This is a genomic window from Stenotrophomonas sp. YJH_SMC_4, assembly GCF_059371575.1.
Map to the genome: position 1 here is coordinate 259,898 of NZ_JCAFUR010000002.1, position 13,671 is coordinate 273,568.

Genomic DNA, 13,671 nt, shown 5'->3' on the forward strand with positions numbered 1-13,671 from the left:
TGCCGATAGAATCGGGATGCACTCGCATAGGACCTCCGCCATGAAACGACTGATCCTGCTCACCGCCTGCACCCTGGCCCTGGCCGCCTGCAGCAACCCGGAAGAGGAACGCAAGGCGCAGGAAGCCGCTGCGGCCGCCGCGCAGGCACAGAAGGAGGCCAAGGCCGAAGACGTGGCCAAGCAGTACGACATGGCCGTGGCCGCGCAGGACTGGGAACGCGCGCGCCTGCATGGTGCCTCGCTGCTGGACCAGTACAAGGACACCGCTGCCGCCGACCGCATCGCCGCAGGCTTCGACGAGGTCAAGGCCAAGGGCGACGCCGCGCGCGACCTGCGCCGCATGCAGGGGCTATGGCAGTACAACCAGATTCCGGTGGGCAGCAAGGGCAACCAGGTCTCGGCGCAGATCTACAGCAAGGAACGGGTGGACGTGGATGGCAGCGGCGCCAAACCGGTGCAGCTGGTGTTCCGCGATCATCCGGAGTGGAAGCGGCATGCCTACCTGGTGCTGCAGGCCGGTGATTTCCGTTGCCCGCAATGCACGGTGAAAGTGACCGTGGATGACGGCAAGCCGGTACCAATGGCGGCCTGGCGCCCGAAGACTGATGAAGCCATCGCCCTGTTCATCACCGATCAGAAGGCACTGTGGAAACTGGCGCGCAAGGGCAAGTCGATCAGCATCGAGTTCCCGGTCAAGGCCGGTGGCACGCGAACGGCCGTGTTCGAAACCGGCGGTGTCGACGCCAGCCGCATGCCGCAGTGGTGGCAGTGAAGGTTGCGACGGGCAGCGCAGTGCACGCGTTGTCCGCGATCCGGCACTGGGTGTTCGACATGGACGGCACGCTGACGGTGGCCGTGCATGATTTCGCCGCGATCCGCCGAGCGCTGGAGATCGCCGCGGAGGAAGACATCCTCGACCATATCGCGGCATTGCCCGACGCACCGGCGCAGGCCAAGCGCGCGTGGCTGCTGGATCACGAGCGCGCCCTGGCCGAGGACGCGCTGCCAGCGCCGGGGGCGGTGAAGCTGCTGCGCGCGCTGTCGGCGGCAGGTTGCCGGCTGGGCATCCTGACCCGCAACGACCATGCGCTGGCGAAGCTGACGCTGGAGGCGATCGGGGTCGGGGCGTTGTTCGACGACGCCGACATCATCGGCCGCGATGAAGCGGTGCCCAAGCCCTCGCCGGATGGCCTGCAGCAGCATCTTCGTCGCTGGGGCATCGGGGCTGCGCACGCGGTGATGGTCGGTGACCACGCCTACGACCTGGAGTGCGGGCGCGCCGCGGGCACCCACACCGTGCTGGTCAATCTGCCGGAGAACCCGTGGCCCGGCAGCGCCGACTGGCATTTCGCCGATTGCCGCGCCTTGCTGGCGGCCTGGCAGCAGAAGGGGTAGTGCCGGCCGCTGGCCGGCAGTGTCGACCAAGGTCGACGCCTACCAGAACACCCGTGGCCAGGCTGGCGGCCTGGCAGAAGGGGTAGTGCTGGCCGCTGGTCGGCAGTGTCGACCAAGGTCGACACCTACCAGAACACCCGTGGCCAGGCTGGCGGCCTGGCAGCAGAAGGGGTAGTGCCGGCCGCTGGCCGGCAGTGTCGACCAAGGTCGACACCTACCAACAGCATTCCCAGCAGCGCATCGGGTGGAAAGCCCCCTTGTTGTTCAAGGGGGCGCGCCGAAGGCGCGGGGACAAGGTGGAATGCGCGGGCAGTTCGGCTTACGCGCCCAGCGCGTAACCGAACTGCTGCTTGAACTGCTCGTTGAACTCATCGAAGGTGAAGCGCTGGTTCTGCGTGCCCGGGTGCTCGACCTTCAGCGCGCCCATCAGGTTGCCCATGCGGCCGATGGTCAGCCAGTCGTAACCCTTCTGGATGCCGTAGATCAGGCCGGCTCGGAAGGCGTCGCCACAGCCGGTCGGATCGACCACGCGGCGCTCGTGCGCCGGCGGGATGTCGTAGCTCTTTTCCGGGGTGTGGATGACCGCACCCTTCGGGCCACGGGTGGTGATGTAGGCCTTGACCCGGCTGACGATCTCCTTCTCGTCCCAGCCGGTGCGCTCCTGCAGCAGGTTCGACTCGTAGTCGTTGACCACCACGTAGTCGGCCTGATCGATGAAGGCGCGCAGCTCGGGGCCGTTGAACAGCGGCATGGCCTGGCCCGGGTCGAAGATGAACGGAATGCCGTCCTCGTGGAATTCCTGCGCGTTCTGGATCATGCCTTCGCGGCCGTCCGGGCCGACCAGGCCCAGGGTCACGCCCGGCACGCCGCGCACATGGTTCTCGTAGGAGCGCATCATCGCGCCCGGGTGGAAGGCGGTGATCTGGTTGTTGTCGTGGTCGGTGGTGATGAACGCCTGCGGGGTGAACAGCTCGTCGATCACGCGCACACGCGACAGATCGATGCCCAGGCCTTCGAAGTATTCGCGGTACGGGCCGAAGTCCGAACCCACGGTGCCCATCGGGATCGGCTGGCCGCCCAGCAGGTGCAGGTTGTAGGCGATGTTGCCGGCGCAGCCGCCGAACTCGCGGCGCATGCGCGGCACGAGGAAGGACACGTTCAGGATGTGCACCTTGTCCGGCAGGATGTGATTCTTGAACTGGTCCGGGAACACCATGATGGTGTCGAAGGCAAGAGAACCACAGATCAGAGCGGACATCGATGTAAGCCTATGCGGTGAATTTTGGGGTGGGCCGGCCCGGTTCAGCGGGCAAGCAAACGGCGCCCTTGGGCGCCCGACGGCGCAAAGGTTACCCGCTGGTGCCGCTCAGGGCCAGAACCGGGTGATGCCCGATCAGGCCGAAAGCCTGTGAAGACGCGGGTTCAGCTAGTTTTTTCCTTGCTCGGCGGCAGGCGGGTTGCTAGGCTTGTCGGCCTCGATTTCTGCCCATTTTTTCGCCATCCCGCGGCGGGCACGACACCCCTCAGGACTCCTTCCTCAGATGTTCAAGAAACTCCGTGGCATGTTCTCCAACGACCTGTCCATCGACCTGGGCACGGCCAACACCCTCATCTACGTGCGCGGGCAGGGGATCGTGCTGAACGAGCCGTCGGTCGTGGCCGTGCGCCAGGACCGTGCCATCGGTGGCACCCGCTCGGTGGCAGCCGTTGGCGCCGAGGCCAAGCAGATGCTCGGCCGTACCCCGGGCCACATCACCACCATCCGCCCGATGAAGGACGGCGTCATCGCCGACTTCACCTACACCGAGGCGATGCTCAAGCACTTCATCAAGAAGGTGCACAAGTCGCGCGTGCTGCGCCCGAGCCCGCGCGTGCTGGTCTGCGTGCCGGCCGGTTCGACCCAGGTCGAGCGCCGCGCGATCAAGGAATCGGCCGAGGAAGCCGGTGCCCGTGACGTGTACCTGATCGAAGAGCCGATGGCTGCCGCGATCGGCGCCGGCATGCCGGTCACCGAAGCCCGTGGCTCGATGGTCATCGACATCGGCGGCGGCACCACCGAAGTGGCCGTGATCTCGCTCAACGGCATCGTCTATTCGGCCTCGGTCCGCATCGGCGGCGACCGCTTCGACGAATCCATCACCAACTACGTGCGCCGCAACCACGGCATGCTGATCGGTGAAGCCACCGCCGAGCGCATCAAGGTCGAGCTGGGTTGTGCCTACCCGCAGGCCGAGGTGCAGGAGCTGGAGATCTCCGGCCGCAACCTCGCCGAGGGCGTGCCGAAGATGATCAAGATCAGCTCCAACGAGGTGCTTGAAGCCCTGCACGAACCGCTGTCGGGCATCGTCAGCGCGGTCAAGCTGGCGCTGGAGCAGACCCCGCCGGAACTGTGTGCCGACGTTGCCGAGCGCGGCATCGTGCTGACCGGCGGCGGCGCCCTGCTGCGTGACCTGGACCGCCTGATCTCCGAGGAAACCGGCCTGCACGTGCAGGTGGCCGACGATCCGCTGACCTGTGTGGCCCGCGGTGGCGGTCGTGCGCTGGAACTGGTCGACATGCACGGCAACGAGTTCTTTGCGCCGGAATAAGCCGTCCCGGCCGTTCCTGCCCGCCGCGCCCTTCCGGGGTGCGGCCCGCCGCGATGGCGGGCCGGCACCGGCGGGGCGTCCGCGTGTTTCCCTTCCGCCTTCTGCCAGTTGAATCGTTGCCGTGCCGCCCTACGCCGGTCCTCCCGTTGCCTCCCGATCCGGTGATGCCGCCAGCCCCCTGCGGTTGCTGGCCTATCTTGCATTGGCCATCACACTGATCGTCCTTGACGATCAGGCGGGTTGGCTGGCGCGCCTGCGCGAGCAGGCCAACAGCCTGGTGCAGCCTGTGTGGGCACTGGCGGGTCTGCCCGGCAAGCTCGGCAACCAGGTCAAGGATTCCGCGGCCAGCCACACCCAGCTGGTCACCGAGAACCGTGAACTGCGCAACCAGCTGCTGCTGGCCAACGCGCGCCTGACCCGACTGCAGACCGCAGCGCTGGACAACGCCCAGCTGCGCGAACTGCTGAACGTGGCCGAGCGCAGTGGCCTGGACGTGCAGCTGGCGCCGATCCTGGATATCGACCTGGACCCGGTGAAGCAGCGCCTGGTGCTCGACGCCGGCAGCCGCGAAGGCGTGCATGTCGGGCAGGCGGTGATCGATGCCGGTGGCCTGATGGGGCAGGTGATCAGCGTCACCGGCGGTACCTCCACCGTGCTGCTGCTGACCGACCCCGACCACGCGGTGCCGGTCACCGTGGCCCGCAACGGCGTACGCCTGATCGTCTACGGCCGCGGCGACACGCTGGAGCTGCGCGACATCCCGCTCAGCGCCGGTGTGGAAGTGGGCGATGAGATCGTCACCTCCGGCCTCGGTGGCCGCTTCCCGGCCGGCTTCCCGGTCGGCACCATCACCGGCCTGCGCCCGGACGACACCCATGCCTTCCTGGTCGGCGAACTGAAGCCAGCCGCCCAGCTGGATCGTGGCCGTGATGTGCTGCTGCTGCGCCCCGGTGCGGCGATCCGCATTCCGCCGGAACTGCGCCTGCAGCTGGAAGAAGCCACTCCGGGTGGCCCGGCCACCGGCGGCACCGTGCCTGCGGGAGCCGCGCCAGCGACAACGACGCCAGCTCCGGTCAGCTCCCCGGTAGTGCCGGCCGCTGGCCGGCAACAGCCCTCGTCGCAAGCGAGGACTGTTGCTCCCGCATCCTCGCTTGATCCTGCCGCTCCGGTAGTGCCGGCCGCTGGCCGGCAACAGCCCTCGTCGCAAACGAGGACTGTTGCCCCCGCATCCTCGCTTGATCCTGCCGCCCCGGTAGTGCCGGCCGCTGGCCGGCAACCGACCACGCCGGAGGCCCAGCGATGAGCCGCCTGCGCGACAACCCGTGGGTATTGCCGGCCAGCCTGGTCGTAGCCCTGCTGCTGGGCCTGCTGCCGTTGCCGGCGCTGCTGCAGCCGCTGCGCCCGTACTGGCTGGCGCTGGTGCTGGCGTACTGGGTGATCGAGACGCCCGAGCGCGTCGGCCTGGGCATTGCTTTCGCCAGCGGCGTGGTCGCCGACCTGCTGTACGGCGGCGTGCTCGGCGAACAGGCGCTGCGGCTGGTGATGCTGGCCTTCATCCTGCAGCGTTTCCGCGCCCGCATCCGCTTCTTCCCGATGTCGCAGCAGATGCTGGCCATCGGTGGCCTGTTGTTCAACGACCGCATCGTCAGCGCGCTGGTCCACATCCTGGTGGGCGAGCCGACCCTGCCGTGGTCGTACTGGTGGGCCCCGCTGTTGGGCATGGGCCTGTGGCCGCTGGTGTTCGTGCTGCTGGACGCAGTGCGCTTCGGCAAGCGCGGGCGCTGAGCCATGATCCCGCGCCGCCAGGTCAAGAACCCGCACGCCGAAGCCGAACAGTTCCGCCGCCGTGCGGCGCTGGGTTTCCTGGGCGTGCTGGTCTGCCTGCTGGGCCTGGGCGGCTGGTACTTCAAGCTGCAGGTGCTGGATCACGACGTCTACGCCACGCGCTCGGAAGCCAACCGCATCAAGCCGCGGCCGGTGGTGCCCGGGCGCGGCATGATCTACGACCGCAACGGCCGCCTGCTGGCCGAGAACGTGCCAGCGTTCCGCCTGGACGTGACCCCGGACAAGGTCAAGGACATGGACGCCACCCTCGAAGGGCTGGCGAAGATCATCAGCATCAGCCCGGAAGAGCTGGAAGCGTTCAACAAGTCGCGCAAGGCGCGCCGCAAGTTCCTGCCGGTCACGCTGAAGCTGCGCATGAGCGACGAGGAGATGGCGCGCTTCGCCGTCGACCGTTGGCGCTTCCCCGGCGTCGAGCTTGAGCCCTACCTGACCCGGCGCTACCCGTACGGCGACCTGTTCGCGCACATCATCGGCTACGTCGGCCGTGTCGACGACAAGGACCTGGAGATCCTCGGCGAAGGCAATGCCGCGCTGACCCACATCGGCAAGTCCGGCCTGGAGCGCTATTACGAGCAGCAGCTGCGCGGCAAGGTCGGCTACGAGCAGGTCGAAACCAACGTGCAGGGCCGCGCGATCCGCACCATCGGCCGGGTGGCCGCGCAGTCCGGCGCCGACCTGCGGCTGTCGATCGACGCCGACCTGCAGCGCGCGATGGTGGCCGCGTTCGGTGACCAGGAAGGCTCGGCAGTGGCGATGGACCCCCGTACCGGCGAGGTGCTGGCGATGGTCAGCCTGCCGTCCTACGACCCCAACCTGTTCGTCAACGGCATTTCCCATGCCGACTTCAAGGCGCTGAACGAGAACCCGTCGCGGCCGCAGTTCAACCGCCTGGTGCTCGGCGGCGTCGCTCCCGGTTCCACGCTGAAGCCGCTGATCGGCCTGGCCGGCCTGGACTCGGGCGTGCGCCGCCCGGAAGACAAGGTGCTGTCCACCGGCATGTTCTACCTGCCCGGCACCAGCCGTGGCTGGGGTGATGCGCATCGTGGCGGCCATGGCTGGACCGACCTGCGCAAGTCCATCGCCGAGTCGGTCAACACCTACTACTACAAGCTGGCGCTGGACCTGGGCATCGAGCGCTTCGACCATTACATGGAGTACTACGGCTTCGGCCAGCCGACCGGTATCGACCTCACCGGCGAAATCGGCGGCATCCTGCCGTCGCCGGCCTACAAGCGGAAGACCCGCAAGGAAGCCTGGTACCCCGGCGATACGGTCAACATCAGCATCGGCCAAGGCGACTGGAAGGTCACCCCGCTGCAGTTGGCGCGCGGCGTCAGCGCGCTGGCCGACGGGCAGCTGCGCACCCCGCACCTGGTGATCCAGCAGCGCGACGGCTTCGACAGCGACTGGACCGCGACGCCGCCCGGCGAGAGCAAGCCGGTCAGCCCCAACCCCAACAACGTGCAGGCGGTGCGCGAGGGCATGATGGCGACCATGCGGCCGGGCGGCAGCGGCTGGCGCGTGGCGGTCGGTGCGCCGTACGTGATGGCCGGCAAGACCGGTACCGCGCAGGTCATCAGCCGCAAGGGCACCGCAGCGGTGAACCCGAAGAGCCTGCCGATGCACCTGCGCCACCGCGCGCTGTTCGTCGGCTTCGCGCCGGTCGAAAACCCTGTGATCGCGATCGCGGTGGCGGTGGAAGGCGGTGGCTATGGTGGTTCGGCTGCTGCGCCGATCGCCCGCAAGGTGTTCGATGCCTACCTGCTGGGCAAGATGCCCGAGGGCATGCAGCCGCTGGACAGCGAGCGTGGTACCACCGCCATCGGTGCCACCGCGTTCGACAACGAAGACGCCGGCGCACGCCAGGCCGGTGATCTGGCGGCCGCGCAGCTGGGCGAACACCCGGTGCAGGTGGGTGCCCCCACCCCCGAACCGGCCCCTGCGCCGCAGCCGGGCACGCCGGCCGCTGCCGCAGTGCCGGCCACGCCACGCCCGACGGTTGCGGAGCCCGCACGATGAAAGTGTTCCTGCGCTGGGCCGGCGACATGCTGCGCCGCTTCTTCAGCACGCTGGACTGGGTGTTGTGCCTCGCCCTGGGCGCGCTGATGGTGATCGGCCTGGCCACCTTGAAGAGTGCCGGTGGCGACGGCCTGGTGATGGCCCAGGGCGCGCGTTTCGCGGTGGGCATGGCTGCACTGTGGGGCATCTCGCGGGTGCCGATCCTGCGCATCCGCTCGGCCACGCCGATGATCTATGCGATCTCCATGATTCCGCTGCTGGCGGTGTTCGTGCTCGGCACCGGCAAGTACGGCCGGCAGTGGCTGGACCTGAAGTTCTTCTACCTGCAGCCGGCCGAGCTGCTGAAGGTCAGCCTGCCGATGATGGTGGCCTGGTACCTGCACAAGATGCCGCTGCCGCCGCGCTTCAACACCGTGCTCGTGGCCTTGATCATCATCGGCGTGCCGACCGGCCTGGTGATGTTGCAGCCCGACTTCGGTACCGGCGTGCTGATCGCCGCCAGCGGCGTGTTTGTACTGCTGCTGGCAGGCCTGCCGTGGTGGTGGGTCGGGCTGGGCGTGGGCGGCGTGGCTGCGGTCGCGCCGGTGGCCTGGTTCTGGCTGCTGCGGCCGTACCAGAAGGACCGCATCATGATGTTCCTGGACCCGGAGATGGATGCACTGGGGGCCGGCTGGAACATCATCCAGTCGAAGATCGCGATCGGCTCCGGCGGCTTCGATGGCAAGGGCTGGGGCGAGGGCTCGCAGTCGCACCTGAACTTCATTCCCGAACAGACCACCGACTTCGCGTTCTCGGTGCTGAGCGAGGAATTCGGCTGGATGGGTGTGGCCCTGGTGCTGACCCTGTACCTGGTGGTGATCGGGCGTTGCCTGTGGATCGCCAGCCAGTCGCGCGATTCCTATTCGCGCCTGTTGGCCGGCGCCACTGGCCTGGCGTTCTTCGTCTATGTACTGGTGAACGGCGGGATGATTTCCGGCCTGCTGCCGGTGGTGGGCGTGCCGATGCCGCTGATCAGCTACGGCGGTACTTCGGCGGTGTCGCTGCTGGCCGGTTTCGGCCTGGTAATGGCGGTGCGCAGCCACAATCCAGTGCACGGCGGCTACGGTTGAGTCCGGCGTCGGGGTCAGATCCCTTTTTCCACAGGAAAAAGGGATCTGACCCCGCAGCTCGGCTACGGAGAGCAGGAGCACCCTGACAGCTTCACGCAAGCACCCGTTGCTACCGTGCCCGCGTGGAATGGAAACGACTGCTTGGCGGCTGCCGTGAGGTGGCGCGCACGATCGATCTGCCATTGCTGATCGCGTTGCTGATCCTGATGGGCGCGGGCCTGGCGGTGCTGCACAGCGTGTCCGGTCCGGTGGCTGGGCAGGCGGCGCGTTTTGCCGGTGGCCTGGCGTCGATGTGGCTGCTGTCCCGCGTTTCGCTGCTGCGGCTGCGCGCGTGGACGCCGGCAATCTATGCGCTGTCGATGCTGCCGCTGATGGCGGTGTATGTGATCGGTACAGGCAAGTACGGGCAGCGCTGGCTCAATCTCGGCGTGTTCTACCTGCAGCCGTCCGAACTGCTCAAGCTCAGCCTGCCGCTGATGATGGCCTGGTACCTGCATCGGCAACCGCTGCCACCGTCGCCGCGCACCGTACTGACCACCACTGTGCTGATCGGTGTACCCGCCGTGCTGATCCTGATGCAGCCCAACCTGGGCACCGCCACGCTGGTTACCGCCAGCGGCGTGTTCGCGCTGCTGCTGGCCGGATTGCACTGGGGCTGGGTGGCCACTGGCGCGACGGGCCTTGCCGTTGCCGCGCCGCTGGCCTGGTTCGGCCTGCTGCGGCAGTACCAGAAGGATCGCGTGCTGACCTTCCTTGATCCGTCGGCGGATCCGCTTGGCACCGGTTGGAACATCCTGCAGTCGCGCATCGCGATCGGCTCCGGTGGCTGGGACGGGCGCGGCTGGGGGCAGGGCACCCAGGCCACGCTGGACTTCCTGCCTGAGTACACCACCGACTTCGCGTTCTCGGTGCTGGCCGAAGAGTTCGGCTGGATCGGCGTGGCCACCGTGTTTGCGCTGTACCTGTTCGTGGTCGGCCGCTGCCTGTGGATCGCGGTGCACGCCCGCGACACGCACGCACGGTTGCTGGCCGGCAGCCTGGGCTTGGCGTTCTTCGTGTACGTACTGGTGAACGGCGGGATGATTTCCGGCCTGCTGCCGGTGGTGGGCATTCCGATGCCGTTGATCAGTTATGGAGGTACCTCGGCGGTGTCGCTGCTGGCGGGTATCGGGCTGGTGATGGCGGTGCGCGGGCACCGGCCCGTGCACGGGGGATAGGGTTTCCAGCCAACGGCGCAGCCCCTCGTGGGTGGTTGGGTTGGTCGCTTAAAGCCGGATTGCTGAGGGCTGGCCGGGTGGGTGGGTAGTGCGGGGACGCCGTAAACCCGTCCATGGGGGCTTGGCCGCGGCATCCATGCCGCGGACACCCCGCACTACCCACCCACCCGGCCGCTGACAGTTCACGGGCGTTCTCCACCCACGGAGAAGAAAAAGAAGATCAAAGGCAAAAGCAGCTTGGCCGGTTGCTTCATTGCTTCCTGTAGAGCCGAGCCATGCTCGGCTCACGAGCAAGCGCAGCGCCGCGACCCGCTTTTGAATTTTCTTCTCTTCTCCGTGGGTGGCCGCGCTCGGAACCTGTCCGTGGCCGGGTAGATGGGTTGCGCAGGGGCGTGAGCCGCATGGATGCGGCGACCGAGCTTACATGGACGTACTTGCAGCGCCCCCTGCGCAGCCCATCTACCCGGCCCCACCCATGAACTGCTTTGCGCGACCACCCACGAGGGGCTGCGCCGTTGGCTGGAAACTTCCTGACTCTGCGCAACGCTCGCTGTGGAAGCGTTCTCACAACGATGCAGGACAGCACACTCGCTGACCAAAGTCCGCAAAAAACGTTAGCTGGTTCACACTTTTACGCCGCGTTGATCTTGATCAATGGACTTGTCGTAATCGGCCTGCACAATGGCGGCCCGTTCGGCACGGCGCGCCGTCTATCGTTGCAGCGCGAGGGGGCGTCGGGCGGGAAGCAGTACTGATCCAACGGATACAAGGAGCGCGGGGCACTGCCACTGGGGAGCGGCAGCCGCGCAGGTATCGACCGGATCCGGTCGCCGGTTGCGTCTGCGGGGATGGGGACGCAACCGGCAACCTCTATCTGAATGGGGAAGTGCGATCACGACGTCTTCACATTTCCCGCTGAACACGGGCAAATCGTTGTGATTCATGGTGTTAGGGGTTTTAATTCATCCATGACCTGCTAACCTGCGACGATGATTCGACGCACTCTGGCCTGCATGCTCACCCTCGGCCTGGTCGCCTGCGCGACCCAGCCGAAGTCCCCACCGTCTTCACCCCAGGCCAGCAGTACGCCGCGCCAGCCCGCCACCAAGGCCCATGGGCCGGCCGAGGCTGCACCCGAAGCAACTGCGGCTACCGCGCCGCCGGTCGATCTCACCCCGGTGCCGTTCGAGGTCGCGCGGGCCCGCTTCATTGCCGATACCGCCAAGCGCTATGGCCTGAAGCCGGAGCAGATCAGCAGCGTGCTCGACCAGGCGCAGGTGCGCCAGCCGATCATCGCCGCGATGTCGCGCCCGGCCGAGCGGGTCAAGCCGTGGAACGAATACCGGCCGATGTTCATCAGCAAGGCACGCATTGATGGCGGTCGCGCGTTCCTGGCCGAACACCGTGCCGAACTGGATCGCGTGCAGCAGCGCACCGGCGTGCCGGCCGAAGTGATCGTGGCGATCATCGGCGTGGAAACCAGTTACGGAAAGAATGCCGGCAGCCATCGCGTGCTCGATGCGCTGTACACGCTGGCGTTCTACTACCCACGCAGCGGCGACCCGGCCAAGCTCGAACGCGAAGTGCGCCGCGAGCTGTTCTTCCGCGATGAGCTGGCCAAGCTGTTCGAGCTGGGCCGCGAAGAAAAACTGGACATCACCACGCTCAAGGGCAGTTATGCCGGTGCGATGGGCATGGGCCAGTTCATGCCGTCCAGTTACCTCGATTACGCGGTGGACGGCAATGGTGATGGTCGACGCGACCTGTTCAACAGCTACGACGACGTGTTCTCCTCCATCGCCAACTACTTCGTGAAGAAGGGGGGCTGGGTGCGTGGTGGCCAGGTTGCGGTACCGGCCACGCTGGCCCCGGGCCGCGAGGAGTTCAACCCGACCGAATGGATGCCCACCTGGTCGCTGGCCGACCTCGCACAGCGCGGCTACCAGCCGAGCACGCCGGTGCAGCCGGGCGCCACCGCCACCCCGATCACCCTGGAAGGCAGCACCGGCAAGCAGTACTGGCTGGGCTTCCAGAACTACTACGCGATCACCCGCTACAACCTCTCGAAGATGTACGCGATGGCCGTGTTCCAGCTGTCCCAGGCCATCGCCGGACAGGAGCTGCCCCCGGCATGAACATCAGATGGTTGGTCCCGAGCTTGATCGTCTTCGCGCTGGCGGCCTGCAGCAGCGCGCCGAAGCAGCCGGCCACGGCCGGCCATGGTGGCAAGTCCAGCGGGACGGTGGTGCAGGGCCGTGGTTCGCGACCGGCGCACTGCCCGGAAGGTTCGCCGTATGCAGCGGCCAAGGAAGACCTCAGCACCCGCGGCAATTACACCGCTGGTGGCCTGTACAAACCAGGCGTGCGTGACAGCACGCCCGACTACATTCCCAACGTGGCCTGCATCCCCGAGCCGGAAGTGACCGCCGAGGAACGTTCGGCCATCGGCAACAAGTCGCCGTACGTGGTGCTGGGCAAGTCGTACAAGGTGCTCGACGACACCCATGACTACGTCGAGCGCGGCACCGCGTCGTACTACGGGGCCAAGTTCCATGGCCGCCTGACCTCCAACCGCGAGGTCTACGACATGTACCAGTTCACTGCCGCGCACAAGACGCTGCCGCTGCCCAGCTTCGCCCGCGTGACCAACCTGGACAACGGCGAGTCGGTGATCGTGCGTGTCAATGATCGTGGCCCGTTCCATGACGGCCGCGTGGTCGATCTCAGCTATGCCGCCGCCGTGCGCCTGGGCATCACCCAACGCGGTACCGGCAATGTCGAGGTGCGCGCGCTGCAACCGGGCGAGAGCAACCTGATGGCGCAGAAGCCGTCGCGTCGCGAGCGTCGCGCGGCTGAAGCGGCCGCCGCCACCGCGGTGGCCAGTGCGCGCCCGGCGCCGCCACGTGCTTCCACCGACAGTGATATCGATCGCCTGGTCAACCGCTTGCCGACCGATGGCGCCCCGGCGCGCGGCCAGCCGGCCACCACCCGGGGCGTGGCCAGCACCGCGCCGGATGTGGCGGTCAGCAGCCTGCCGCCAATCGCGCCGGTGGTGCGCAACTCCGCGCCGGCTCCGGCCGTTGTCGCCAGCACGGCCCCGCGCGCGGTGGCACCGGCACCGGCACCGGTGCGTGCCGCCGCGGCGGCGCCGAGCCTGTCGCAGCAGATGGTCGGCGCGGTGATGGTGCAGGTCGCCAGCTTCTCCAACCGCGACAACGCCAACCGCGCGATGGGCCAGCTCAGTGCCGCCGGCATCGTCGGCGCGACCATCAGCGACATCGCCGCCGGTGGCCGCACCCTGTTCCGCCTGCGTGTTCCGGCAAGCGACCATGCCAGTGCGGCGGAACTTGTCGGTCGCATCGCCGGTCTGGGCCTGGGTTCGCCGCAGATCGTCAAGGACTGATCCGCCCGGGCCGGTGCTGCCGGCCCATGCTCCCCCGGCCTTACAATGGCCGTTACGTTCCACCCTCCATTCCCGGCCGTCCCCTGGAGCCTGCT

The 13,671-nt window shown here is 67.5% G+C and carries 11 protein-coding genes; 10 read left to right on the top strand and 1 reads right to left on the bottom strand.

The window, feature by feature from the left end; all coding sequences use genetic code 11:
• The first annotated feature begins 40 nt into the window (after positions 1 to 40).
• Both AC5P9F_RS04710 and AC5P9F_RS04715 read left to right on the top strand, forming a co-directional pair.
• Positions 41 to 772 carry a hypothetical protein gene (locus AC5P9F_RS04710; RefSeq protein ID WP_164225389.1) on the top strand — a complete coding sequence of 244 codons (732 nt, stop codon included), beginning with the start codon at positions 41 to 43 and terminating at the stop codon, positions 770 to 772.
• Positions 760 to 1,395: an HAD family hydrolase gene (locus AC5P9F_RS04715; protein ID WP_114618227.1), complete on the top strand. Its 636-nt coding sequence runs from the start codon at positions 760 to 762 to the stop codon at positions 1,393 to 1,395. Before AC5P9F_RS04710 ends, AC5P9F_RS04715 begins: the two co-directional genes overlap by 13 nt.
• Before the next feature lie 319 nt (positions 1,396 to 1,714).
• Here the strand turns inward: AC5P9F_RS04715 and AC5P9F_RS04720 are convergent, their stop codons facing one another.
• The gene (locus AC5P9F_RS04720) at positions 1,715 to 2,653 is read right to left on the bottom strand and encodes a carbohydrate kinase family protein (RefSeq protein WP_005411078.1); all 939 of its coding nucleotides are present in this window, start codon (positions 2,651 to 2,653) and stop codon (positions 1,715 to 1,717) included.
• A 283-nt stretch (positions 2,654 to 2,936) separates the two neighbouring features.
• On the opposite strand from AC5P9F_RS04720, the gene AC5P9F_RS04725 reads away from it, so the two are divergent.
• From AC5P9F_RS04725 to AC5P9F_RS04760, 8 genes are all read left to right on the top strand, one after another.
• Positions 2,937 to 3,983, top strand: a complete 1,047-nt coding sequence (locus AC5P9F_RS04725; RefSeq protein ID WP_005411077.1) for a rod shape-determining protein — start codon at positions 2,937 to 2,939, stop codon at positions 3,981 to 3,983.
• A 121-nt stretch (positions 3,984 to 4,104) separates the two neighbouring features.
• Entirely contained in the window at positions 4,105 to 5,286 is a 1,182-nt protein-coding gene (gene mreC / locus AC5P9F_RS04730) for a rod shape-determining protein MreC (RefSeq protein WP_495231896.1), read from the top strand.
• Positions 5,283 to 5,768, top strand: a complete 486-nt coding sequence (mreD, locus tag AC5P9F_RS04735; RefSeq protein ID WP_005411075.1) for a rod shape-determining protein MreD — start codon at positions 5,283 to 5,285, stop codon at positions 5,766 to 5,768. Before mreC ends, mreD begins: the two co-directional genes overlap by 4 nt.
• Positions 5,769 to 5,771: 3 nt before the next feature.
• Entirely contained in the window at positions 5,772 to 7,847 is a 2,076-nt protein-coding gene (gene mrdA / locus AC5P9F_RS04740; RefSeq protein ID WP_005414510.1) for a penicillin-binding protein 2, read from the top strand.
• Positions 7,844 to 8,956, top strand: a complete 1,113-nt coding sequence (gene rodA / locus AC5P9F_RS04745) for a rod shape-determining protein RodA (protein ID WP_005411073.1) — start codon at positions 7,844 to 7,846, stop codon at positions 8,954 to 8,956. Before mrdA ends, rodA (AC5P9F_RS04745) begins: the two co-directional genes overlap by 4 nt.
• A 122-nt stretch (positions 8,957 to 9,078) precedes the next feature.
• Positions 9,079 to 10,173 (top strand): rod shape-determining protein RodA, encoded by a 1,095-nt coding sequence (rodA, locus tag AC5P9F_RS04750; protein WP_033834551.1) that lies wholly within the window; start codon positions 9,079 to 9,081, stop codon positions 10,171 to 10,173.
• A 989-nt stretch (positions 10,174 to 11,162) separates the two neighbouring features.
• Positions 11,163 to 12,308, top strand: a complete 1,146-nt coding sequence (gene mltB / locus AC5P9F_RS04755; protein ID WP_012481291.1) for a lytic murein transglycosylase B — start codon at positions 11,163 to 11,165, stop codon at positions 12,306 to 12,308.
• Positions 12,305 to 13,576, top strand: coding sequence for a septal ring lytic transglycosylase RlpA family protein (locus tag AC5P9F_RS04760; RefSeq protein WP_111117669.1), 1,272 nt, complete (start codon positions 12,305 to 12,307; stop codon positions 13,574 to 13,576). Before mltB ends, AC5P9F_RS04760 begins: the two co-directional genes overlap by 4 nt.
• The last annotated feature ends 95 nt before the right edge of the window (positions 13,577 to 13,671 follow it).

Coding starts and splice junctions, on each gene's coding strand:
- rodA (WP_005411073.1), top strand. CDS start 7,844: ATGAAAGTGTTCCTGCGCTGGGCCGGCGACATGCTGCGCCGCTTCTTC.
- AC5P9F_RS04720 (WP_005411078.1), bottom strand. CDS start 2,653: ATGTCCGCTCTGATCTGTGGTTCTCTTGCCTTCGACACCATCATGGTG.
- AC5P9F_RS04760 (WP_111117669.1), top strand. CDS start 12,305: ATGAACATCAGATGGTTGGTCCCGAGCTTGATCGTCTTCGCGCTGGCG.
- AC5P9F_RS04725 (WP_005411077.1), top strand. CDS start 2,937: ATGTTCAAGAAACTCCGTGGCATGTTCTCCAACGACCTGTCCATCGAC.
- AC5P9F_RS04710 (WP_164225389.1), top strand. CDS start 41: ATGAAACGACTGATCCTGCTCACCGCCTGCACCCTGGCCCTGGCCGCC.
- mltB (WP_012481291.1), top strand. CDS start 11,163: ATGATTCGACGCACTCTGGCCTGCATGCTCACCCTCGGCCTGGTCGCC.
- mreD (WP_005411075.1), top strand. CDS start 5,283: ATGAGCCGCCTGCGCGACAACCCGTGGGTATTGCCGGCCAGCCTGGTC.
- mrdA (WP_005414510.1), top strand. CDS start 5,772: ATGATCCCGCGCCGCCAGGTCAAGAACCCGCACGCCGAAGCCGAACAG.